Origin of the sequence: Stieleria sp. JC731, from assembly GCF_020966635.1 — a bacterium.
Taxonomy (GTDB): domain Bacteria; phylum Planctomycetota; class Planctomycetia; order Pirellulales; family Pirellulaceae; genus Stieleria.
In genome coordinates this window covers 1,005,267-1,027,398 of the sequence record NZ_JAJKFQ010000002.1, presented here as the reverse complement: position 1 = coordinate 1,027,398, position 22,132 = coordinate 1,005,267, and the positions used below count along the sequence as shown (strand labels likewise).

Sequence of the window (22,132 nt, the reverse complement as noted above, 5' to 3'; positions counted from 1 at the left end):
GCCTCGTTGTTTAGGGCCAACCGCATCCGCTCTGGTCGCTCCACTCGTCTCCTGCTAAAAGTTCTGTTAGCAGCCTGTCGGTCGAATATCGCCTTTTACTCCTTGCAAGTAGCATTCTTTCCCGCCCGTTTTGCGGAGAACGTTTTGCTGAGAACAGGGCGATTAGGTGAAAGTCGACAGGCCGAGCAAGGTTTTTTCAAACCTGTCGACGTCCAAGAAGCAAACTTGGATTGATAGCAAATACGCCCGCAGTGACCATGGAAGGTTCGGTGACTAGCCCCTTCGCACGAGTACTTCGAATCGCCGTCCACCGTTGGTGGGCATTGATCGGGATCATCGTTTCATCGCTCGCGATAGCCGTGCTATGGAGCGCGAATATCAGTGCGGTGCTTCCCATGGTCGATATCGTTTTTGCAGGGAAGACGGTTCCAGAATATGTCGATGAGACTTTGGAAACGACTAACGATCGGGCCGATGAAATTCGTTTATTGCTAGCGAATGATACACCCTTATCCGGCGATCAGTCCGAATCTCAACTGCGTGCCGAATTGGAACGCAACAACTCGCGAGCCCATTGGTACGGGATCGCAAAGCCGTACGTTGATACCTATGCGCCCGCAACACCGTTCGGGACTTTGTTGGCGATCCTGACGTTTTTGGTTGTCGGAACCGGCTTAAAGTTGATCGCTTTGATCGCCAACATGATGTGGGTTCAGTATGTCGCGGGACGTACCGCAATTGACGTACGCGAGCTGTTTTTTCGCAAAGCGCTTCACCTGGATCTTGACCACTTTGGCGAAAATGGCTCGGCCGATTTGACGGCCCGTTTAACCAACGATGTGTCCTTGGTAACTGCCGGGGTGACCACATTGTTGGGAAAGATGACTCGTGAGCCGCTGAAGATGATTGCCTGTCTGATCGGTGCGGCCATGGTGTGCTCTCGCTTGTTGCTGCTGGTGATGATCGTGATGCCGATCCTTGCGATCGTGATGCAGAAGCTTAGCCGTGCAATCCGTCGCGCCAGTCGACGTGCGATGGAAGAGATGAGCCAGCTTTACGGGATGTTGAATGACTCCTTTTCGGGCATCCGGCTGATCAAGGCTTCCAACACACAAGCGTTCGAGCGTGCAAGGCTGCGGCGAGGGACATTCGCGTATTACCACCGCAGCATGAAGATGGCGTTCTATAACACGCTTGCCCGTGGAACGACCGAGATGATGGGAATCACAACGGTCTCACTAGCGATACTGGCCGGTGGCTATCTGGTACTGACCAAGCAAACGCACCTCTTCGGATTGCAGATCACTACCGAGCCACTGCAGCAAGGCGAAGTGTTCTTATTCTTCAGCTTTCTCATTGGTGCTTCGGATCCGGCACGAAAACTTGCCGACGTTTGGAGCGGATTACAACGTGGAATCGCCGCATCAAATCGCGTGATGGAAGTTGTCGATCAAGATACACGGGTGAAAGAACCCAAGGTTGCCAAGACGGTTTCGCGGCCACATTCAAACCTTCAGCTGAAAGATGTTGAGTATCAATACCCGTCCGGGCCACAGGTTTTGCGAGGGATCAATTTAACGATTCCTCATGGCGAAACGGTCGCGATTGTCGGGCCCAACGGCAGCGGCAAAAGCACAATTATCAGCTTGTTATGTCGCTTCGATGATCCACAGGCGGGACAGGTTCTGCTGGATGATGTTCCGATCAATGAAATGCGAACGCGAGACCTGCGCAAGCGAATTGCGTTGGTCACACAGCGAACGATCATTTTTGAAGACACGATCGAAAACAATATTCGCTATGGTTGTCCAGGTGCCGATGAACACGACGTTGTCAGGGCGGCAAAGTTGGCTTTTGCTGATGATTTCATTCGCCGCAAGACACCGCAGGGCTACAAGACAATGCTCGGTGCCAACGGCATGCGGCTTTCTGGTGGGCAGATGCAGCGGATCGCTTTGGCGCGAGCCTTCTTGCGTGATCCCGACATCTTGATCTTGGATGAAGCGACCAGCCAAATCGACTTGGAAAGCGAACAATTGATCCATCAAGCGCTACAGCAGTTCTTGGTTGGCCGAACCGGAGTCATGATTACTCACCGAGCAAGCACGCTTGCGATGGCCGATCGGATCGTCGTTATCGAGCAGGGTCGTGTCGCGAGCGAAGGCGACCATGATCATCTCGCGAAGGACAATCGATTTTATAGAAGCCTTTGCGGCGCCGAAGTCCGAGACGCCGCTTAGGTGTTTTGTCACGCAACCGTCGCTAGCGCGATACCGGCTCAGTTCGGATTCGATGAGCCGCATCGGCGCTAGCCGCGGTTAAGTGAAGCCCCAACACCTAGCTCACCAATACGCAACCGTCGCTAGCGCGACAACGGCTCAGTTCGGATTCACTGAGCCGCATCGGCGCTAGCCGCGGTTAAGTCAGCCTCAACACCGACGCCTAACACACAACCGTCGCTAGCGCGATACCGGCTCAGCGTGACTGTCAACGACCTACCGGCGTGTGACTTTGCCGTCGATCGTGTTGGGGTCATCATATGTTTGCGGACGTTCGCTCTCGAAAAAACTCGATCGAATCTGAACGTTTTTGAACCCGCTAAAGTATCTCGAAAACAAGGTCTTCCGAATCAGATCGCGTCCGATCGGAACGAGCAAGACGAATCCAAATGCGTCGGTGATCAAACCAGGTGTTAGCAACAAGGCTGCGGCAAACACGATCATCAACCCGTCTTGAATTTCACGGCTGGGCACACGGCCTTCACCAAGGGCAGCATGGAATTTTTGCCATGCCATCAACCCTTCGCGTTTTGCCAGATACGATCCCAGCACCCCGGTCGCGATCACAACCAGAAACGTTGCTGCTGCGCTGGTGGCATCCGCAAGTTGCAGTAGCAAATACAGCTCTACCAGTGGAACGACGATAAATAGTACAAGCAGACGCAATAACATGATTGTCCCTCGGGACGGGGTTGGGCATGTCAGCAGTGGTGAGTGCCAACTTGGCAAGCCTCAATAAAAGTATTCGTTGAGGGACGCGAATTCCGTGCCGAATGTTCTGTTTTGAAAGCGAATTCCTTCCCCAAGAGCCGGGCTGAATGACGCTGATGATCGCTGGAACGCTAATTCTGCCAAATCGTACCGACCTGCACTGTCACCTCTGGAAACGTCGCGACGAACAGCACCGTGGCGCTGCCATCCTGATCCATGGGCTGGGCGACCATGGTGGCAGTTTCCGGTCATTCGCCGAACGGCTTTTGCAGCAGGGTTTGGCAGTTGCGGCGATTGATTTACCCGGCCACGGTCGCTCGAAAGGCCCACGAGGTGTGGCCTTAGATTTTGACGCCATCTACGAAACGCTTTCGCTGCTACGTCAAACGCTTGACCGCCAATTTGGCTGGACAAGTCACTATGTCATCGGGCACAGCATGGGGGGAAACCTAGCGGCAAATTATGCGATTCGGCGACACGAATTCGAAGGCGAAGGCCAACGTGCGATCGAGGGTGTAGTCTTGATCGCACCAATGCTGGTTCCGCCGCAGCATTTGGATCGTTCGTCATTGTTTGCCGCCTGGGCCACCGGCTATCTGGTTCCGTGGGTTCGGATTCAAAAACGTGCTGATGCAAAGCAGCTGCGGAGCTGTGGCAGCGAACGTGCGTTTGACGATGATCCGCTTCGACATTCAACGATTTCGATTCATACAGCAACGCAGTTGCTGGCGCAGGGACGTTTCGTCCTCGATCATGCACGCGAAATCGATACACCCACGCTAGTGATCTATGGCGATCAAGATGAATTGATCGATCAGACAGCCTGTCGCCATTTCGCGCTACGCGCCGGTCATATGGCGGAATCCATTTGCTGGTCGAATGGGCTGCATGATTTGATGAACGATCGTGACGCCGAATCAATTTGCGATCGATTATGGGCATGGATGGAACGCTCGTCATCGAATTGCAAAGCGGCGTGAGTCGTTGCGTGAATGCCGTTTCGGACAAGTATTGTGAAGCGAAGTGCGGTGTCAGTCCTAGCCGCAAACGCGTCGGGCGTGGTTTAATACCGTTTCGCGACAACGGCACAGTTCGGATTCACTGAGCCGCCATGGCGCTAGCCGCGGTTAAGTCAGCCACAACACCGACGCCCACACCTCACACAACCGTCGCTAGCGCGATCCCGGCTCAAGTCGGATTCACTGAGCCGCTTCGGCGCTAGCCGCGGTTAAGTCAACCACAACACTGAAGCCCACACAACAGACAACCGTCGCTAACGCGATACCGGCACAGTTCGGATTCACTGAGCCGCTCCGGCGCTAGCCGCGGTTACTGAACTTTATTCCCACTCGGCTCGACCTATGACAATACCTTCTGCCGAATCACTTGCCGCCAAAAAATGTGTTCCTTGCGAAGGTGGAGTGCCGAAACTTTCGAGCGAACAATCGAATCAACTTCTACAAGCGATCACCTTTTGGAATCTCGACGAGGCTGCTAAGTCAATCCGCCGAAGAATCAACTGCAAAACGTTTTCGCGAGCAGTCGAGTTGATCAATCAAATCGCTGCGGTCGCCGAAAGTGAGCAGCACCACCCTGATCTTCATTTGACTGGCTACCGTCATCTGGAAATCGTGTTGACTACCCATGCGATTGGCGGTCTAAGTGAAAACGATTTCATTTTGGCAGCCCGCATTGATCTACTTATCGGTTCGTCCGAATCATGACTGCCAGACATCTGTTACTAGCCCTTTTAGCCGAATGCACTGGCGATGACATTTGGAGTGTTCAGCATTGCCGCAGTCGCCGCGTTCCGGAACCATGGATCGCCGAATTCGCTGACGCACTGGAATCCGGGTTTGAACACGATGAAGAGACGATCTACACAGATGACGGTGTCGTCAATCAATTCCACGGCGTACGCGACGTCGACTTGGCAATTCGTATTGCGAAGGAATTGGGCATCCAGATCGATAGCCATGAGATAGCCCGACACAGCCGAGCTCGGCTCGTTCAGTACATTAAAAACGCCGTCGAAGAAATGTAGTGCTTGCAACGGGCATCATCGCATCGCCCAAGTTTAGAAAATGATCGCAGTCGGCCGTTGAAACGGGCTCTTGTCGAATGCCACATTTCTATCGACAGAGGACGGGAACTGATGAGACAAACAGCGAACTGGCTTGACTTGGCAACGATCGAGCAACAGCTCTGTGTAGTTACTTCGCAGCAGCTGGGTATCAAGCTTTGCAAAGTAAAACCTGATAGCCGAATCATTGAGGACCTGAACTGCGATAGTTTAGATGCGATCGAGCTAATCATGGAAGTCGAAGAGGCGTTCTCGGTTACCATCCCCGATACGCCTGCGAACCCTGTGGGGAAACTGATTTTCGCTCGGCAGCCATTTCGAATTCGTGATCTTGCCGAATACGTTTTCTTGAACCAGGGCACCGGAGTTCCCGTTCGGCGTAAAAGTTGGCGACATCGCCCGCGGGTGCCAGTGAGCGAGTCCCGAACTGAGTTCACTCACCTCGGCGGGCGGCTCGATTCCGACAGCCTTTCCGAGGCGTCCATCTATGAAAAACTTGATGGGCCGTTTGAGTTTGCCCGATTTCGCCGGCAAACCGATGGCATGGTGTGTATTCAGCTGCCAGAGTCCGAAGTTCTGATCGGCTGTGAGGATGAGTTATCTCAGCCGGATGAACATCCGCCGCATCGTGTCACCTTGTCGTCGTTCTTGATCGATGTCGAACCTATCTCTGTTGTCGCCTTCTGTCGATTTTTGAACTCGATCGACGCAACTGATAGGGAACGTCAAAAGCTAATCGGTCTCGATGAAAATGACGATCGAGAGACCTCACTACAGTTTGAATGGCAAGACGAGTGTTGGCGAGTTCGAAACGAATCGGCGCGGCAGCCCGTCGTGATGGTCTCGTGGTTCGCTGCAAACGCTTATTCGCTTTGGGCCAACGGTTTTGATTGGCGAGATCAAAACTCAGTAGGTACGTGTTTACCAAGTGAAGCTCAGTGGGAATACGCATCCCAGGGCGCGTACAAGAACCTCGAACGAGTCATGGCGGCAGTCCATCGTCCGGGAGAGCACTATCAGAACGGGCAGTTGCCTTTGCCGGATGTACAGGAACCCTACGGAGAGTCGCGATTTGGACTTCGCCATATGAGTGGCACGATTTGGCATTGGTGCAGGGACAGCTTTGATGCCAACTTCTATCGGGATGAACGCAGCAAAGCAGCGAATCCGGTTTCGATCATGGAAACTGGGCTTCGCAGCGAACGGGGCGGAAGCTGGGTCGGCCCGATCGAATTGTGTCGTGAAAGTTATCGCCGCGGACGAAACCCGTCAGCAAAAGGTCGATGCCTGGGATTTCGATGTGTCGCCACGTCCTGACGGATTTTTTGGATCCAGCAAGCCGATAACGGATGGGTTGCCGATGGATTTCGGCGTCGGGATTTCAGATCCTCTACAATGCAATGTCCAGGTGACGTCCGCACCGACACAAGTTCCAAATGGGGTTGGCCATGCAAGATCGACGACAATTCGTTCGCAATTCAATGAGCATTGCTGCTGGTGGCATCTCGAGTCTTGCATGGCTGCCGAAGCTATCTGCCGAAGATCTTTCGGTCGACGCTGATCGGGTTCAGTTTAGCTCGGAGATCGAGCCGCTCGTTCAGATGTTGGAAACGACAACACGCGAAAAAATCATTGATCGTGTGTTTGCCGAGATTCATCAGGGAACGAGCTATCGAGACCTGTTAGCCGCATTATTGCTTGCGGGGATTCGCAATGTCCAACCGAGACCAGCGGTTGGGTTCAAGTTTCACAGCGTCTTAGTTGTTCACTCGGCCCATCAAGCCGCTTTGGCAGCTAGGGATGAACATCGTTGGACACCGCTGTTGTGGAGTATCGATTACTTCAAACGGGCACAGCAGTCTGATGTCGAAGAAGGCGATTGGACCATGGCTGCGGCGCCGACGACCGATTTGCCTGAACAAGGCAAAGCCCTCGCGCAGCTTGACGATGCCATGACCCGTTGGGACATCGAAGCAGCCGATGCCGCTGCAACGGTCGTCGCCCGTACCGCAACTTCCGGACAGATTCTTGATCAGCTGGCTCGCTACGCGGCACGTGATTACCGCAGCATCGGACATAAATCGATCTACTTGGCGAATGCCTTCCGGACACTTCAAGTCATCGGTTGGCATCATGCGGAACCGGTGGTGCGATCACTGTGCTACGCGATCCTGAATCACACGGGTGATCCAAACCCGGCTACTGCTGATCTTAGCGTTGACAGAGTTGGACGAAGCAATTGGAAACGTGTCAGTCGTTTGAACGCACATTGGAACGACGTCAAACGCAAACCGATTGAGTCATCAACCGTTGTCAAAGCACTCCGCACCGCTTCACCTGAAGAGGCATCGGAGCTGGTTGTCGAACTCGTCGAATCAGGAACACATCCCGACAGCATCTTTGACGGGATCATGCTTGCTGCCGCCGAAATGGTTTCTCGGCAAGCTTCGATTGTTCCGCTACACGCCGTGACGACTTCGAACGCGATGCGATATTTGTATCGGAGTGTTTCCGAGGATCGAACGCGTCAATGGTTGCTTTTACAAAACGCCGCGTTCATTCCTCATTTCCGAGGCTCTGCAGAATCTCGTGGCAAACTCGGCGAAGTCGATCTGATCGGTTTAGAACCTTCGAGCCAAGAAGACATCACTCTCGATCATTTGTTCTCGCAAATCGGGCACCAGCCTTTGGCGGCAGCGGAAACAGTGCTGAAAGTCGCTCAGAATCCGAGCGATGCACGAGGCTTGATCTCCAAGGCTCGCGAGATGGTGTTTCTGAAAGGTAACGACGCACACGACTACAAATTCAGTTCTGCGGCTCTGGAAGATTACTTCGAAATCAATCCCATGTGGCGAGCCAAGTATCTGGCCGGATGTTCGTACCTTTTGCATGGCGAAAACGCACCGACAACATCACTCGCCAAGCGAGTGTTGCAACAGTCATAAAGTGAATCTTTTGTTGAGACATTGGTATGGCTGGCAGATGACAGTCATCTAGGTCAGCGCTAGTCTCTAAATCAGCGTTAGTTTTGTGCTCGTTTGTCGATGCACAAGCTTCTTCTCTAAAACGACTTGCCCAATGCGTTGTGGTGGGCCGATGAGAAGTCAGACACCCCTCTCCGCAACGTTTCCACAAATTATCTGCGATGGCAATCTTACAAAGTCTCCGACAAAGTCCCGCTGCCATTGTGAAAACCAATGGAATCCGTTCTCAACCGGCTGGCGGTTCCTTTGCCGGCGTTCAGCAGGGTGGACGCTGCCAGATTACCGAAACGTCTTCCGATCGAACGTTCACACTGACAGCGACCGAAAACTCCGGAACGGACTATTTCTATCCGTGGTTGCAACGTTCCTATGGCTGGGTGCGAGTGCCTAAATCCGTGCACGACGGAGTGATCGTCGCGACCGGAGGGCTCAATGGCTGTTCTTTGATCGTGTCCGAAAGCGGCACGGATTTGTACTTCTATCACGACGGAGATAGCAAGTATTTGCCATTGGGGAGCACTGCAATCCAGGGCAATGAGATTGTCCGTATCAAGCCCGATGACTATGACTCCGGCGATGTGGTTCACAAATCATTTACCGCAACATTGGAATCGTACCGTGATCGAAAAATGCCCATTCCGTCAGGTGACTTGAGCTACGGAATCTATATTTTCTGGGTTAAGGTCAACGGCGAATTCATCGCGGTTTCTTCATCGATCATTTCGGTCGGAACACCGATCTCCTTGCCAGGTGCCGAAATTACTCGTTTCACTCCGTGATCCAACGACCGACCTGATCAAACCGTCGTGCGGCTGAAATCATTGCTGCGAGCAAGAGCGAGAACTCAAATCGCGTGATCAGTTTTCGTCGATGAATCGCATTTGATCATTCGGAACGGAAACGACTAACTGGTCACCGTAGTTGATGGACTGAACGGGAGGCAGCAGCAGCTCCAGTACGTCAGGTGATTGAAAGTGTTCTGGTTTCGTCTCTGGATGTGGGAAATAGATCAAGCCGCTGACAGAGTTCCCTTGGCCACAATTGACTCTTGTGTCGAAGAACGAAAAATCTTCGGCCGGTTCAATCGGATGCCACTTCACATCACGAAACGTCAGACGTGGTTCAACAATTTGATAGATCTGTGGTGCGATGCTGACGTTCACAGTCCCGATGAAATAGGCTGACAGATCTAGGCCTCGTTGCTTGAAAAATGGAAGCTGCATTCGCAACGTTCCACCAGGAAATCGTGGGTTTCCATTTAAACCGGATGCAACACGATGTCCCTGAACAATAACGGCATCGGTTGACTGCCATCGGATCATCATTAGACCTGAGCGGAAGATTGCTTGGTGCTTCTGGTCATTGCCAAACTAGCACTAAAATGTTCGAAACGGTTCAGTTTAGCCGGGTATTAAGAATTCGAGTGACTCACTCCAAGGTGTCATCGTCGACTTTAAATCGGTCACATTCGTTGTGGAAAAGCGAGATGCAGCGTCGTTATGAACTTTACCGCGGTGACGAGTTTCTTGGGTTCGTCGGTTCCGACGATCAATGGCCTTGCGAGCCATTCGAAGCGGCCCCAGCGTTTGAAGCGTTGGCTGACTTGTTTGCCAAGGAGCATGAGTTGTCGATGCTCGCTTGTGAGATGGGGCGGATCGGCAAGCTTGATCAAGAAGAGGCATTGTTCATCGAAGCGGACAAGCTGATGGAGCAGATCCTGGAACCCGGTGTACGTATGAAGGCATTGCACCCAATTGATTGTTCTTTCGAGTGTATCGATCTGTCGATTCACGATGGGCGAGTCTGCTGGCGATAGTACCCGTCACAGTCCCTGTGACGCTGGGGATCGTACCCGTCACAGTCCCTGTGACGTCGGGAATTTAGTGGCCGTCGGCACGGCGGAGCGTTCCGGGTACTTTGGTTGATTGTACCCGTCACAGTCCCTGTGACGCCCGGGGATCTAGTGGCCGTCGGCACGACGCAGCGTTCCGGGTACTTTGGTTGTCTGTACCCGTCACAGTCCCTGTGACGTCAGGATCTAGCACTCATCAGCACGGCGGAGTCTTTTGATCCTAGGGAAATTGGTAGGCTTCGTTTGCGACATCAAAGTCAGCATCGGTAAGCCCCACATTGGTCTTCAAGTCCCGATACTCGTAAGACTCCAGCAACGGAAGTTCTTGGTTGCCATCATCAGGCCAACCAAAGCTTCGATAGCTCAAGACCAGCATGGCTTCAGGATCATAGATGATTTCGGCGAGTGAAAAGTCGTCGTCTCCACCGCCCGGTTTGCTACGGGTAGCCTGAATCAGCTCACATTGGCGACCAAAGTAATCGTGTTCTTTCGTGATCGTTACTTTGACATCGGGGTTGTTCAAATCCTTCTTTCCGCGTTCGAGCAATTGCTCGGTGAGTCGCGTCAATCCGATTTCATAGATCGGAAACTTTTGGCCCTGCATCGCCAGCATACCCGTGGGATCAAGCCAGAGCGTTTTCCAGCTTAACAGCATGGAAGTTTCGTGAACTGCCATCAGTCCATCGTTCAAATCCTTCCCCCAGATGACCTCACGACCCGCGTTGGCTTCAGGAGCTTTGAACTTGAGATAGATCCGCATCGGAGCATCGTTCGTCTCGTTCCGCAAACGCGTGTGGATTTTGACTTCCATTTCGTTGCGTTCGCTCAGGTTGCCTTTGTCGTCCCGCTGCTGTTTCACGAACGTTGCGGTGTAGTCGTTCAGGCTCTCTTCCATTTTCGCGAGAGCTTCCTCGGCCAAGTCCAAAACGTCCTGCATGGACGAAGTCCGCGTCAACGAATCGCCATCGTTTTCGGGATTGTTCTTGATATCGGTATCCATCGCTGTTGGTGCGACGTCTTGCTTGACATCGGGGCCAGCGCGAAAAGCGAACGCAAGTCCGGTGAGGAGGACGACGGCGAGACCGGCGCCGATCAAGACTCGGGGGCGTCGATTGGGTGAAGCTGTCATCGTTCAGTCATTCGTGGGGAATGGTTTTTAAAAATCCACCGCAACGGACAGCGATGGCAAATGCGTGCTGAAAGCAACGGTCGTTTGTAAGTTCAAAAGCTGCTGCTGAATTTGGTGCTCTGCTAGCTTTCGCCTTTGGTAGCAAGCCGATAACCGCGTTTGAATTCAGTGTAGGAAGAGGTTGTAAATCAGCCAGCGATCTTTTGGCAAGCGAACTTTGTCAGTTCACTCGGGGGGGAGTTGTTTGGTTCGCAGCCTTTTTCGAGACTTCTGTGACTGCTGCAATTGCCGCACCATTAGTGCGGGAGCATGAAAAAACACGAGCCAAGCGAATGCCTGACTCGTGTTTAAATTGATTTCGATTCACGATTGGGAATCGTGCGAGATTAGAACTGGCCTGGTTGCTTTGGCTTCATCGAAGCACCGATGGCTTGGATCAACGATTCGCCAACTTTGAAACTCATGTTTGTTCCGTTGGGGATCGAGTCGGTGACCATCGTGATCGTTCCTTTGTCTTCAGATGCGCTCAACGAGGCGATTACCGCTTCGATTTCTTCGCTGCCGTTTGGATCGACGGATCGTGCCAGTTGCAAGAACGGAAGCAGTTTCATCTTGAATTGGCCAAGTGGACGATCACCGCTGTCGCTAGACGATCCGCTGTCGATGAATTGCTTCAAGACGGATTCACTATCGCGACCGATCGCCAAGTAGATTGCCTTGGGAGCGGTTCCGATGTGAACACGCAAGGTATCGCCGAACATGTTTCGCATTTCGTCTTCGCGTTCAGGGATGTCCGCTTCGATGACGTGTAGGGTTACATCGCCATGGTTGCCGGCATCAAATTTGAAGCGTGGTGCGTCGGGGCTATTAGGAACCTTCGTTGACAGGTCTTTTGCAAGTGCGGCAACTTCGCTGCCGTCAGCCACAAAGAAACCAAGTGCGGCATTGAATTCGTTAGCACCGGCGTTGACCATGACACCCATGTCGGCTTTGCCTTCTTCGACCGACTTGGTGATGATGTCGAAGAATCGGCCCATGTACTGCTCGATCTCGTCGACTTCTTGTGGTGGCATGTTGCCTTCGGCAGCGATCGCATTTCGGATCACGCTTGAGGCGTTGCTGAGGCTCATTTTCGCCTGAGTGATCGTTTCAGGGCTGATCGAAGTTGCACTATGCAGATAAGCTGCTGCGTTGTCGTTGATGACCGAAGCGAATCGCGATGGGATCGCTTGTTGGCCACCGTACATCGCAGCCAGCTTGCTTCCGGCAACAGCGTCGAACGAAAAGTCCAACGCGATGTGGCGATCTTTTTGATTGATGTTGATTCCGAAGAACAGTTCGTTTGCTTCGCGAATCAATTGTTCAAGTTGTTCGATCGAGCCAGCTGCCATTTCACGCGTCGCTTCGGCGTCGGGCTGATTGGCCATTGCTTGCTCGAAACCTTGGCGCATTTGGTCGATCGCCATGTTTCGCAGTGGCATTGGGATTTGCTGAACTTGCAGTCGGACAGCAACGTTGTAGGCATCACCCATACCGGCGAAGAATCCGCTCGGGTCGGCAGGGATAAGTCCCAATGCGTCTTTGCTTGGCGCCGCGATTGCGTTTTCGCCATTCTGTTTGATGAACACCGTGTTGCGATTGACGGTCAAGACCAGCGTGCCGTCGTCCAGTTCATCGACAGGGCCGGTCTGAGTTTCGATCCGCTTCAGGATCGAACGAATGTCGCTGGTAGGCAATACAACGATTGGCTGGGGCATTCCGCCTGCCAGTGAAACCAAAACACCGATCGGACGATTGGTGTCGACACCTTGGGCATACATCCCGGTCATCATGGCGAACATGCCGCCGAACGCGGGTTGGCCTGCCAAGCCGGTGACGTAATTGACGTCGGCAGTCAATTTGCTGATCGATGCGACAGAAACGACGAGGACAGGCTGAGTCCCGTCAGTGAGCGTTGTCGATGAGGCTTCCTGGGCGCGGGCCATAGGCGCCGCGATCATCGCCGCCATCAGGACAGCGGCCGATGCGGCAGCCCGGATGGGGGTAACGGCGAACCATTTCTTTGTCATTAGACCCATGTTCAATTGTAGTCCTTTTCGATGATTGGGATTATTGACCGATGGCATACGAAACAACAGGTCGGCTCATCGGGGTGCTCGCTGCCCTCGAAAAAGGCAGCCGCACACCGCAGTCCAACACCCGATCCGCAGGACGCTCGGCATTAACGTGTGACAATTACACGCTAGATTGGGGGCAAGCTAACAATTTTGCCGCCACGCGACAATCGACCCCGCAATCTGCGAGGTCCATCTGGACGACGTACCCAGGGGGCAGAGAAGAAGTTTCATCAAGGCGCAAAAAAACCGGCATCCAGAACTGAATGCCGGCTAATCCGAAGATCAACGTCCTATGAGCCGCACCGCGTTAGCGGCGGTTAAATGACGTGCAGAACCTGACAAAGCACACAGAACCGCACGCTCGCGCGTGGCGGCTGATCGTTCGTCAATCAGCTCATTGCCTTATCAGCCGCTGGCGCCAGCCCGCGGTTTCTGCAACGAACTGAACCTGCACATAGAACCGCACGCTCGCGCATGGCGGCTGATCGTTCGTCAATCAGCTCATTGCCTTATCAGCCGCTGGCGCCAGCCCGCGGTTTCTGCAACGAACCGAACCTGCACACAGAACCGCACGCTCGCGCATGCCGGCTGATGAAAATTACCCTATAAGCCGCACCGCGTTAGCGGCGGTTTTCACGCATGGGCAACCGGGGCTAACGCCCGTCGGCTAATCTGTAAATCAGTGTCCTATGAGCCGCACCGCGTTAGCGGCGGTTTTCACGCGGACAGCCGGGGCTAATGCCCAATCGGCTGATCCGCAAACCAAGCTGGAACCGAATACTAATTTCCAAATCCGCCGGTTGCTCCACCACCGACGCCACCGGCAGCACCCGCTCCGACCCCACCAGCAGCACCACCGGCACCGCCAGCAGTACCTGACTGACCACTGACAAAGTTAAACGTGGTGACGTCGCCGACTTGCGAGAAGAACGGGAACGGCGTGATCCGAACGTAGCGGCGGTCTGCCGAAATAATTGCCAAGCCTGACAAGCTCGCACCTTCGGGCAGCTGCGTGATTTGCGGTTGGAAACCGACCGCGGGGCTACGACCGAAGAATGGATTGTTCACGCCGCCGGTAGATCCCGTCAGACGTTGAACGTCGCTGAACAGCTCACGCAGGACATCGCCTGAGTTGCTGCCGGGATTGGCAAACTGACCCAACATTTGACCATTGAGGTCTCGTTGAACGTCACGCAGGTGAGCCAATTGAGCTTCGCCACGCTGCTCTTTTCGCTTGCCGTCTTTGACTTCGAAAACGAACAAAGCGTCTTTTTCGGTCAACGGAATCTCTTGGCGAATAAAGTTCTGACTTGGACGTCCCGCGTCGGTCACGATTTCAACCGTCGCTTGTCCGGTCGAAACTTCACCCCAAACTTTGCGAACAAGCAAACGGTATTGGCCGCTGAAGCCTTGCGGACAAACGTAAGTTTCCGAAATCGCTCCGTTCTTACCTTCGCCTTGGCCCGGATAGGAATCGCCCAGCAAAGTACCGCCTCCGGCACTTGAACGGTTTTCCAAAGAGCAGACCGTTCCGCTAGGCTCTTCGATCGCCAAATCGATATCCGCGTCTCCGGTCCAAGAAACTCGAATGACGACGTCATGGGCCGAAGCCAGTTTCAGGTCTTCGCCGAATTGAGCTGCCTTCTCGGTTTCACCGTTTTCGATCAAGTCTGCGTAGGTGCTGCGTGCGAGCAACTTCGCTTTGTCGACCACCTCGGAGAACTCGGCGGGCCACGCTTGCGAAAGGACACCTTTGCAGGCCCAAGCGATCGCGTCGTTGTCTTTCATCGATTCAGCCAAACGCATCCCCATCACGTAGGGTTCGCGGCGATTAGGCTCTAGATCCGAAACGCGTTGACAAAGACGCAGTGCGGCGGCGTAAGATCCGATCGCTTCCAAACGTGCGGCAACATTCAAGATGTCCGATGGCGTTTCCGCAAAGTCGACTGCCGACAGCAACGCGCGTTCGACTTCAGACTGAGGAGCACCTGTGGCTGTCAACGAAATCGCATAAGCGTGGTACATCCAAGGTTGCATGTGCCCAGCCAAGATGGCTTCGCTGATCAGGTCACGTGACTGTGCAAACCACTCTAGTGCCGCTTCACGGTCACCGGACTGATCCGCCGCCGAAGCTTTGCGAGAGTACCGGCTGACGGTTTGGCGGATGCGTTGATCCAGCAAGGTCAGTTCGGTCGCGTCGTTGATTTGCAGGCCAGCGAAGTATTCCGACCATGCTTCGGTGCGGCTCTGACCTTCTTTGATTTCCAGTTTGATTGGCTCGATCGAGTCAATCTGTTCTTGGGTCAAGGTTGCAGGGGCATCTGTGGCTTTTGGTGCGTCGGAGCTTTTGGTTGACAGGTCGACTTCATCGGGAACGACGAAGGCGCCACCGCCCATCATGCCGCCACCCATGCCGCCACCGCCCATGCCGCCGCCCATGCCGCCGCCCATGCCGCCACCCATGCCGCCACCCATGCCGCCACCCATGCCGCCGCCCATGCCGCCACCCATGCCGCCACCAGAGATGATTGGCACGACAAGGTCACCGACGGGATAGACTTTGGTCACGAGGTTTTCATCGGCCGCTTCCGTGGTGGTGATTTGCATGACTTCGTCTTTGATCACGTAGGTCAAATCCAAGTCACGCAGCATCAAACGCAGGAAGGATCGCAGGCTGACGTTCTTTAGGTCGATGTTGACACCGGTTTCCGCATCCAGACCGATTTCGTCCAGCGCACGTCGGTCGATCACGATTGGAATCTGGTGTGCGTCGCCGATTTGACGAATCGCATCGCTAAGCGGTGTTTCGATGAACGTTTGCGATGTCTCGTCCGAAAGACGCTTTTCGATCATTTGCTCGGTTTCGTTGTCACCAACCAATTGGATCGAACCGTATTCGGCAAGACGGCGATCGCTCAGCTCACGCCAAACGTCGGCATCGGGGTACATCACTGGGGGCTCATCCACGAATGGGATGTTGCTTTTGAGAACCAGCGAGAACGCGTCAACAAAGTTACGCTCACGCATTTCTTTGTAACGGCGGTCACGATCGTAAACTTGCAACGCCAAAGGTTGGTCAGTGAAGTGACGTCCGGCGACCGAATCCTCGGTGATCGAGTCACCCGCCAGGGCTGCAAAGGCAAGTGAGACTTCGCCGTCAGCTTTGTCGTATTGGCCTTCATCGATCAACGCGTTCATCTGACGCGAAAGCGTTTTCAAAGTCGCTTCACGACGATAAGTCTTCTCCAGAAGTTGAGCCGTCGCGCGGGCCGCTTCTTGCTGGGCGATAATATTTTCTTGTTGTGCCGAGAATCGAGCTTCAGCGGAGCTTGCCGCTTGGATGGCCGACTGCAATTGGCTTTCCAACTCACGACGCAGCTTTGGGTTGATATCTGGAAGCGACTGAACGCGTGCCAGAACCGATTTCAATTGGCCAGCGACGCCGGTTGGGTCGGAGCGCAAAGCACGTTCGGCGATTCGCATCGCGCCACGAACTTCCGAACGCAAGCGTCCTTCGGCAGCAGAACGTTGTGCTTCAACGCTTTGCAAAAGGTTTCCGCCATATTCCAAGACTTCGTCATCACCAACGATGGTACGGTTCGCTGGAACTTGTGGCATGCGTCCTGCCGGAGGAGCGAATCCATCGGCGTTCGCAGGAGGTGCAGGAGCAGCGGGTGCTGGTGCCGCAGGCGCGGGAGCTGGTGCAGCCGGTGCCGGTTCGGGAGTGCCAAACAGTGCATCGTCAGCCGCTGCTGGCGGAGCGTCGTTGCCTCCTGTGCCGAACAGATCGTCAAGCGATTCGCTTCCGGCGTCAGCTGCTGGAGCAGCATCGCCGGGATCACCGAACAGATCATCACCACCGAATGGCGAATCGTTTTGCATGATCAGTGTCGTGCCACTCAAACGTTGCAGCGATTTGGCTTCTTCGTTTGATGGGTCAGCTTCGACGGCCATGTCTGCGACCGCTTTGGCACCTTTCTTGTTGCCTTGTTTCAGTGCAAGCTTGCCGGCGCGAACCAATTCGTTCGACTGGGCAGCCATCAGCTCGGCGGTTTGGCGAAGCAATCCGCTGTTGGCCGTTGGCAGTGTCAAGCCTTTGTTGTCTTCGGCTTTGGCAACCAACCCAGGCAAGAATCCGAAATCGGGATGATTGCTTTCGACAGCGGCGGCACCTTCGATCGAAACCTTGGCCGTTGGCGTGCCACCTTCGATGGTGAATGCGACGTCGTTTGCTGAGTCAGCGATGGTTCCCAGCAGGATGGTGTCGCGATCAACACGAAGCGGTGGAACGCGATTGCCTTGAACCAGTTGAAGTGACTTTGGCATTGCCACGTTGTCAATCCAAATCGGCGATCGTACAGCCGACTCGGTGACCTGACGTGCAATGGCCTCTGCGGTGTTGCCGCTGGATTGTTCAACGATTCCCAGGACCCCGCCGGTTTGGTTTGCCAAGATCGCCATCAGTTCGACGTTCTTGGTTGGACCGATCGCGACGCTGTGAACTGCAATGTGGTCTGCACGCAAAGCATCAACCATTGCGGCGAAACGCTTTTCGTTGCCGGTCGCATCGATGCTCGCGCCGTCGCCGATGTAAACGATCGATCGAGTGTGGCTTTGGGGTTCAGCCAACAGGCTTCCGCGAACCGCTTCGATTACCGAAACCATGTTCGTATGGCCAAGCGGCAGGCGCCGCGCCAAAGTGCTGATCACCTTGCTGTTGGACTCATCGCTCGCCGATTCAAAGCTGGATGACATCTCGACGGCGTCAACATCCGCGGCGAATACCTTCACGCGGTCGCCGGCACGCAGGTTCGACAGCACGTTCTTCAGGGCCGCCATGGACTCACGGCGAAACTGTCCTGCTTGGCTAGCCGAGGTGTCAACGATCACAACCACGTCGGCTGCGGCTTTTGAAGTCGCCGCAAGCAAGGTGTCGTCCGCAGCGGGCAAGATCGATGCTGCAAAGTACGATTCACCCTCCGAGGCCTTAAAGCTGACAATCCGAACTTGTGCTTCGTCAGCAGAAACATTGGGGGCCATCATCGCTGCTGCGGCGATGGCCAATGGTGCAAGCCGGCGTAGGCGGCGTGCTAATCGGGACGAGTGAACTGCGACTTCTCGCATCTGAATTTTCTCCGCGGTGATTGAAAACAAGCGCCTGCGTGTCTTCATCGGAACGACCGTTGTGTTTGCTAAGTTTCAAACCTGCCAAAACGCCTACATCGGCGGTTTGAGGCGCAACTGGGAAAAGGAATTGGGCCCGGCGTTTGGGCCTTCAATAGCAACTGTGCAAACAGAGTCTATTTCCGGACCGGGCGTGTTTCTACGAAAAAAACGTCTTTCGCCGTCTCCAGTCTCCCAACCTCCGGAATAACCGGGTGTAGCATTTTGCAACACCTGTTTCAGAATTGCTCAGCTGGATTGGGCGAAAGACAAGTCAAACCCCGTGTCCATGTAAAATACGCGAACATCGTGCCAAAGGCCGCGATTTGCGGGCCGAAAAACCTCGCGTCTGCAGCGGCTAAACACTGAAACGTCGATTTCCCCGGTAAAGCTGGCGAACAGCAACACGGCAAGGCTGACTCGTCTCACACAATCTCACCTATCGGCTCCGCTCACCGGGCGATTGGTGTTTTCCCTAAAAAACGTATCGCTGGACGCACTCGGTAGGCTTCAACCGAAGTTCAGACTTCCGGCAAAAACCATATCGCAGGCATCCGAGGCCAAAATACGAGGGCTTCGCTTAATGACCCGATTCGGGGCTGGCTGGTTGCCCCTCGGTGTCGAATTCAAATTTTGAAACACCGCGTTTCTTGTTGGGAAGCTGCCCCCGCACGATCACTTCGGTGACGTCATCAGAAATCGGATCAAATCGCTGACTGCTGCGTTTATCGGTGAAGACTTCCAGCGGCAAAGTGATTGTCTCCCCCGCCGCAATGGGGCTGGCCTGCATCAACAGATATTGGCCGTTGAGCTCGATCGCTAAGTTCCCGATCGGCTGCTCCAGTTCATTCGTCACAGAAACCACATCGGTCATCATCGCGATTTGTCCGCTGGTGGTTTCCACAGGCGCTTTGGTCAGTTTGACGTCCACCGGAAGAGGCGGGCCACCCACACTGTCTGGAAAAATCGCATAGACCCCTAAGCCAACACCAATCATCACCGCGAAGGCAGCAATAATCGAACCGCGGGAAACACGACTACGCGGGGAAACACGGACGATCTGCTCGCCGGCGTTGTCTGCCACTGTATTGTCGGGTGCCGAATTCATGCTGGGGGTTAGGTGAAAGCGTAAAAAAAGCCGGCTGACAAATCCATCGACTCGTCAACCGGCAATTGCTTTGGCCCGTCGGCGGCAAAATGGAGCCGCTGGGAGAAACGCGTAAGCCTGAGCGTGCTACTGCACTTGCCGTTAATTGGCTTAGGCGAACCCTAAAAATGATCCCTCTGCCGAAATGGAAAGACCAAAGCGGGCGAGGCCGTATGTAGGCGTCGCCGCGTAAGTGTAGGCCGCTGGCTGCTCGCAGCAAGCTCAGTCTTTGCCTTCGACCTGAACGATCGGCGTTTTTGATGATTGCACATCAGGGATTTCTCCCTCACGAACTCTCGATTTTCACGAATAGTTCTCGCGTCTCGACCAAGTGGCCAGCCCCTAGAACCGGTTAAAAAAGTCGACGCAGAAAGTACAAAAAATCTTGTCACGTCAGCGGATCTTTCTCGCTTAGACACCAGTTCGGCTCCTCCCGCTGGGGTCTTCGACGTCACAATCAGAAAATTGAATCATGCGAGCTCACAAACTGGTTTCTACGTTCGCCTGCATAATGCTAGCTATCTCAAGCTCGTTGGTTCTCGGACAAGACAATCGGGGTGCGGCAACGACACCCGTATCTGCCGGTAGCTCTTCGAAGGCACAGGCTTCCAAAGCTGTGGTATTGGCCAGTGACCTATTCAGCACGATCACGATGTCGCAAACCGTTGCTCAGGCACAGAGCTTGAAACCGACAGAGGATCCGGTTGTCGGTGAAGTTTCTCTGGCCCGTTTCTTCGATCGCAACAAGATTGAAAACCAAATCGAATCGCAATGGGTTCGCGTCTCAACATCAGCGTTCTCGGAGCAAGGTCGCGAAGCCGATTCGTGGACAACGATTGCTTTCGCTGTCGATGCCGATGCGAAAAGGATCGATGGGATTGTGCAACTGAACGAGTCAATGGTTAACGCGTTGCAAACCAATAACAACCTCATCACAGCGATGATGGCGTTCCAGTCCCAATCCAACATTCACTTCATCGGCATGAACGGGTCGCTGGCGATACACACGTCGATCGGAAGCGAGAATCTCAAAATCGAAAGCGTCAAGCAAGCTGCTGATCGTTTGATCGCTGCACGTTCGACAATTGCAACAATGAATCTGTTGTCATCTGAAGAGCTAGCCGATGAAGCCGCGCTGACGGAGAATTCAAGTCAAAGCCCAGCTAGCGGTATCGAATCAAAACCCGTTCAAGCAAATGTTGCACAAGCACAGGCATCGAACCAGTCGCCAGCGACTGTGCAAGTTTCAAGTGCGGTCGCTGTCGTCGATTTGGTCGGAACTTGGTCCGCCAAAGTGACCGAGTCGCAGGCGTGGGCAATCCGGTTGAATGCAGACAAATCGTTTGCACTGGTGCATACCCAAGGCGGGAAGAATCAGGTTTCCCAAGGCAGCTTTAAAATCGAAAACGACAAGCTGATTCTTCAAGGCAGCGGGCTGACATTAAAGGGTGGTGTTACGCTGGGCAACAAGTCACTCGCATGGCAACTTGAGAACGCAACCGGAACACCGACCATCAAGTTGAACTTTAAGAAGCAGTCGTGATAGTTTGAAAGCTGCTGCTCGATCAACAACAAGGTTGCATGCCGCAAACGCCTCGCTAATTCTGATCCAGTTCCGGAAACCGTTGGAACGTTTCTTCAAACGATGAAAGCGAATTCCATTCATCCTCGTTTTGAAGATTGACTGCCGTATCAGTGAAGTCACTCGAAGCCTCGTCAAAGTCTGCCTCGTCGTATTCTCCATCAACCATCATGTCGGCTAACGATTCGGCGACGGTGAATGCGGTCGACAATTCGATTGCCAGTGACGCGTCGATGCCTTGCTCATCAATCGTGCCAAGGCAGCTATCAAGTTGATGGCCGACTTTCCATCGAATGGGCGAGCCATCATCGGCAACAGTGTTACGAATCGATGCAACCTGTTTGAGCAGCTCTAGCAGTGCGTCGGAATCAAAGCTTGCATCGCGACCCGAATCCGAAGCTTCGACTTCGATACGGATGCGTGATCCATCCAGGGAAACGTTGATTGCCGATTGGTCAGCGACGATGGCGTTGACCGCAGCCAGGACTTGATCGCGCGTCGATGGGGTATCGATGGGCGTACTGGTGATGGCAAACTGAAGTTTCATTCGTGAAAGACAAGGAGGATCGAAACGGTTTGGTTTCTGCAGTTGGTCAAACCGATAGCCTACCCAGATCATCGATCCAAAGACAGTCTTCTCTTGAGCGAACCTGAAACTCTGCTGTTCTGAATCTTTGCTATCCCTAGGGGTGCCAGCCGCCCAGCGTCTGTGTGACGCGAATCGTCAGCAGGAAGGTAGAGCGTGGACGCAACAGTTTGCTCGACGTCCTGTCTGATCGATCAGTGATGTCGAAGTTCAAATACAACGGATCCGTGATCGTTCTAGGTACCAACACGTTGTTCGGCAAATGGTTGGCACAGACGATTCAACAGATCGAGCACTGGAAGCTAGCTTTGCAGCGAGTTTGTTTTCCCTTTTCCCCATTCACTCAATAGAAGTCGCGTTCTTTTCGACTGGTTTTGAGTCGTCGAAGGCGACTTGGTGAGAGACCAAACCTGAAATTCGACAGATCATTAGTAGCGCTCGAGACTGAATTGACGTCGGGTTGCCACCGGAGGGTTTGTCTGCCACTATTGCGGGTGTG

At 53.9% G+C, this 22,132-nt stretch carries 17 protein-coding genes; 10 read left to right on the top strand and 7 right to left on the bottom strand.

Annotated elements, in window-relative coordinates; all coding sequences use genetic code 11:
* The first annotated feature begins 269 nt into the window (after positions 1-269).
* Entirely contained in the window at positions 270-2,240 is a 1,971-nt protein-coding gene (locus tag LOC67_RS09485) for an ABC transporter ATP-binding protein (protein ID WP_230262353.1), read from the top strand.
* 255 nt (positions 2,241-2,495) lie between these two features.
* Here the strand turns inward: LOC67_RS09485 and LOC67_RS09480 are convergent, their stop codons facing one another.
* Entirely contained in the window at positions 2,496-2,951 is a 456-nt protein-coding gene (locus LOC67_RS09480; RefSeq protein ID WP_230262352.1) for an FxsA family protein, read from the bottom strand.
* A gap of 155 nt (positions 2,952-3,106) precedes the next feature.
* Between LOC67_RS09480 and LOC67_RS09475 the strand changes: the two genes are divergently transcribed.
* The 6 genes from LOC67_RS09475 (at position 3,107) to LOC67_RS09450 (ending at position 8,836) form a co-directional block, all read left to right on the top strand.
* Positions 3,107-3,970, top strand: a complete 864-nt coding sequence (locus LOC67_RS09475) for an alpha/beta fold hydrolase (RefSeq protein WP_230262351.1) — start codon at positions 3,107-3,109, stop codon at positions 3,968-3,970.
* A 381-nt stretch (positions 3,971-4,351) separates the two neighbouring features.
* On the top strand, positions 4,352-4,714 hold the full coding sequence (locus tag LOC67_RS09470; protein WP_230262350.1) for a 4a-hydroxytetrahydrobiopterin dehydratase: 363 nt from the start codon (positions 4,352-4,354) through the stop codon (positions 4,712-4,714).
* Complete coding sequence (locus LOC67_RS09465) at positions 4,711-5,034, top strand: hypothetical protein (protein ID WP_230262349.1); 324 nt, start codon at positions 4,711-4,713, stop codon at positions 5,032-5,034. Before LOC67_RS09470 ends, LOC67_RS09465 begins: the two co-directional genes overlap by 4 nt.
* Positions 5,035-5,145: 111 nt before the next feature.
* A complete protein-coding gene (locus LOC67_RS09460) occupies positions 5,146-6,390 on the top strand; it encodes an SUMF1/EgtB/PvdO family nonheme iron enzyme (protein WP_230262348.1) in 1,245 nt (414 codons plus the stop codon).
* A 131-nt stretch (positions 6,391-6,521) separates the two neighbouring features.
* Entirely contained in the window at positions 6,522-8,018 is a 1,497-nt protein-coding gene (locus tag LOC67_RS09455; protein ID WP_230262347.1) for a hypothetical protein, read from the top strand.
* Positions 8,019-8,218: 200 nt separating this feature from the next.
* Entirely contained in the window at positions 8,219-8,836 is a 618-nt protein-coding gene (locus tag LOC67_RS09450; protein ID WP_230262346.1) for a hypothetical protein, read from the top strand.
* 78 nt (positions 8,837-8,914) lie between these two features.
* Here the strand turns inward: LOC67_RS09450 and LOC67_RS09445 are convergent, their stop codons facing one another.
* Entirely contained in the window at positions 8,915-9,280 is a 366-nt protein-coding gene (locus tag LOC67_RS09445) for a hypothetical protein (protein WP_230262345.1), read from the bottom strand.
* Between the two features lie 263 nt (positions 9,281-9,543).
* On the opposite strand from LOC67_RS09445, the gene LOC67_RS09440 reads away from it, so the two are divergent.
* Positions 9,544-9,873, top strand: coding sequence for a hypothetical protein (locus LOC67_RS09440; RefSeq protein WP_230262344.1), 330 nt, complete (start codon positions 9,544-9,546; stop codon positions 9,871-9,873).
* Positions 9,874-10,129: 256 nt separating this feature from the next.
* Here LOC67_RS09440 and LOC67_RS09435 read toward each other — a convergent pair whose 3' ends face one another.
* The 4 genes from LOC67_RS09435 to LOC67_RS09420 form a co-directional block, all read right to left on the bottom strand.
* On the bottom strand, positions 10,130-11,038 hold the full coding sequence (locus LOC67_RS09435; protein ID WP_230262343.1) for a DUF1571 domain-containing protein: 909 nt from the start codon (positions 11,036-11,038) through the stop codon (positions 10,130-10,132).
* Between the two features lie 386 nt (positions 11,039-11,424).
* Positions 11,425-13,107, bottom strand: coding sequence for a hypothetical protein (locus tag LOC67_RS09430; RefSeq protein WP_230262342.1), 1,683 nt, complete (start codon positions 13,105-13,107; stop codon positions 11,425-11,427).
* An 828-nt stretch (positions 13,108-13,935) separates the two neighbouring features.
* Positions 13,936-18,327, bottom strand: a complete 4,392-nt coding sequence (locus LOC67_RS09425; protein WP_230262341.1) for a VWA domain-containing protein — start codon at positions 18,325-18,327, stop codon at positions 13,936-13,938.
* A 571-nt stretch (positions 18,328-18,898) separates the two neighbouring features.
* Complete coding sequence (locus LOC67_RS09420) at positions 18,899-19,426, bottom strand: hypothetical protein (protein WP_230262340.1); 528 nt, start codon at positions 19,424-19,426, stop codon at positions 18,899-18,901.
* Positions 19,427-19,976: 550 nt separating this feature from the next.
* Between LOC67_RS09420 and LOC67_RS09415 the strand changes: the two genes are divergently transcribed.
* The gene (locus tag LOC67_RS09415; protein ID WP_230262339.1) at positions 19,977-21,008 is read left to right on the top strand and encodes a hypothetical protein; all 1,032 of its coding nucleotides are present in this window, start codon (positions 19,977-19,979) and stop codon (positions 21,006-21,008) included.
* Between the two features lie 55 nt (positions 21,009-21,063).
* On the opposite strand, the gene LOC67_RS09410 is transcribed toward LOC67_RS09415, so the two are convergent.
* The gene (locus LOC67_RS09410) at positions 21,064-21,594 is read right to left on the bottom strand and encodes a hypothetical protein (protein WP_230262338.1); all 531 of its coding nucleotides are present in this window, start codon (positions 21,592-21,594) and stop codon (positions 21,064-21,066) included.
* Positions 21,595-21,833: 239 nt separating this feature from the next.
* Here LOC67_RS09410 and LOC67_RS09405 point away from each other — a divergent pair, with 239 nt between their 5' ends.
* Complete coding sequence (locus tag LOC67_RS09405; RefSeq protein WP_230262337.1) at positions 21,834-21,983, top strand: hypothetical protein; 150 nt, start codon at positions 21,834-21,836, stop codon at positions 21,981-21,983.
* Positions 21,984-22,132: the final 149 nt, after the last annotated feature.

Coding starts and splice junctions, on each gene's coding strand:
- LOC67_RS09480 (WP_230262352.1), bottom strand. CDS start 2,951: ATGTTATTGCGTCTGCTTGTACTATTTATCGTCGTTCCACTGGTAGAG.
- LOC67_RS09475 (WP_230262351.1), top strand. CDS start 3,107: ATGATCGCTGGAACGCTAATTCTGCCAAATCGTACCGACCTGCACTGT.
- LOC67_RS09470 (WP_230262350.1), top strand. CDS start 4,352: ATGACAATACCTTCTGCCGAATCACTTGCCGCCAAAAAATGTGTTCCT.
- LOC67_RS09465 (WP_230262349.1), top strand. CDS start 4,711: ATGACTGCCAGACATCTGTTACTAGCCCTTTTAGCCGAATGCACTGGC.
- LOC67_RS09460 (WP_230262348.1), top strand. CDS start 5,146: ATGAGACAAACAGCGAACTGGCTTGACTTGGCAACGATCGAGCAACAG.
- LOC67_RS09455 (WP_230262347.1), top strand. CDS start 6,522: ATGCAAGATCGACGACAATTCGTTCGCAATTCAATGAGCATTGCTGCT.
- LOC67_RS09450 (WP_230262346.1), top strand. CDS start 8,219: ATGGCAATCTTACAAAGTCTCCGACAAAGTCCCGCTGCCATTGTGAAA.
- LOC67_RS09445 (WP_230262345.1), bottom strand. CDS start 9,280: ATGCAGCTTCCATTTTTCAAGCAACGAGGCCTAGATCTGTCAGCCTAT.
- LOC67_RS09440 (WP_230262344.1), top strand. CDS start 9,544: ATGCAGCGTCGTTATGAACTTTACCGCGGTGACGAGTTTCTTGGGTTC.
- LOC67_RS09435 (WP_230262343.1), bottom strand. CDS start 11,038: ATGACAGCTTCACCCAATCGACGCCCCCGAGTCTTGATCGGCGCCGGT.
- LOC67_RS09430 (WP_230262342.1), bottom strand. CDS start 13,107: ATGACAAAGAAATGGTTCGCCGTTACCCCCATCCGGGCTGCCGCATCG.
- LOC67_RS09425 (WP_230262341.1), bottom strand. CDS start 18,327: ATGAAGACACGCAGGCGCTTGTTTTCAATCACCGCGGAGAAAATTCAG.
- LOC67_RS09420 (WP_230262340.1), bottom strand. CDS start 19,426: ATGAATTCGGCACCCGACAATACAGTGGCAGACAACGCCGGCGAGCAG.
- LOC67_RS09415 (WP_230262339.1), top strand. CDS start 19,977: ATGCTAGCTATCTCAAGCTCGTTGGTTCTCGGACAAGACAATCGGGGT.
- LOC67_RS09410 (WP_230262338.1), bottom strand. CDS start 21,594: ATGAAACTTCAGTTTGCCATCACCAGTACGCCCATCGATACCCCATCG.
- LOC67_RS09405 (WP_230262337.1), top strand. CDS start 21,834: ATGTCGAAGTTCAAATACAACGGATCCGTGATCGTTCTAGGTACCAAC.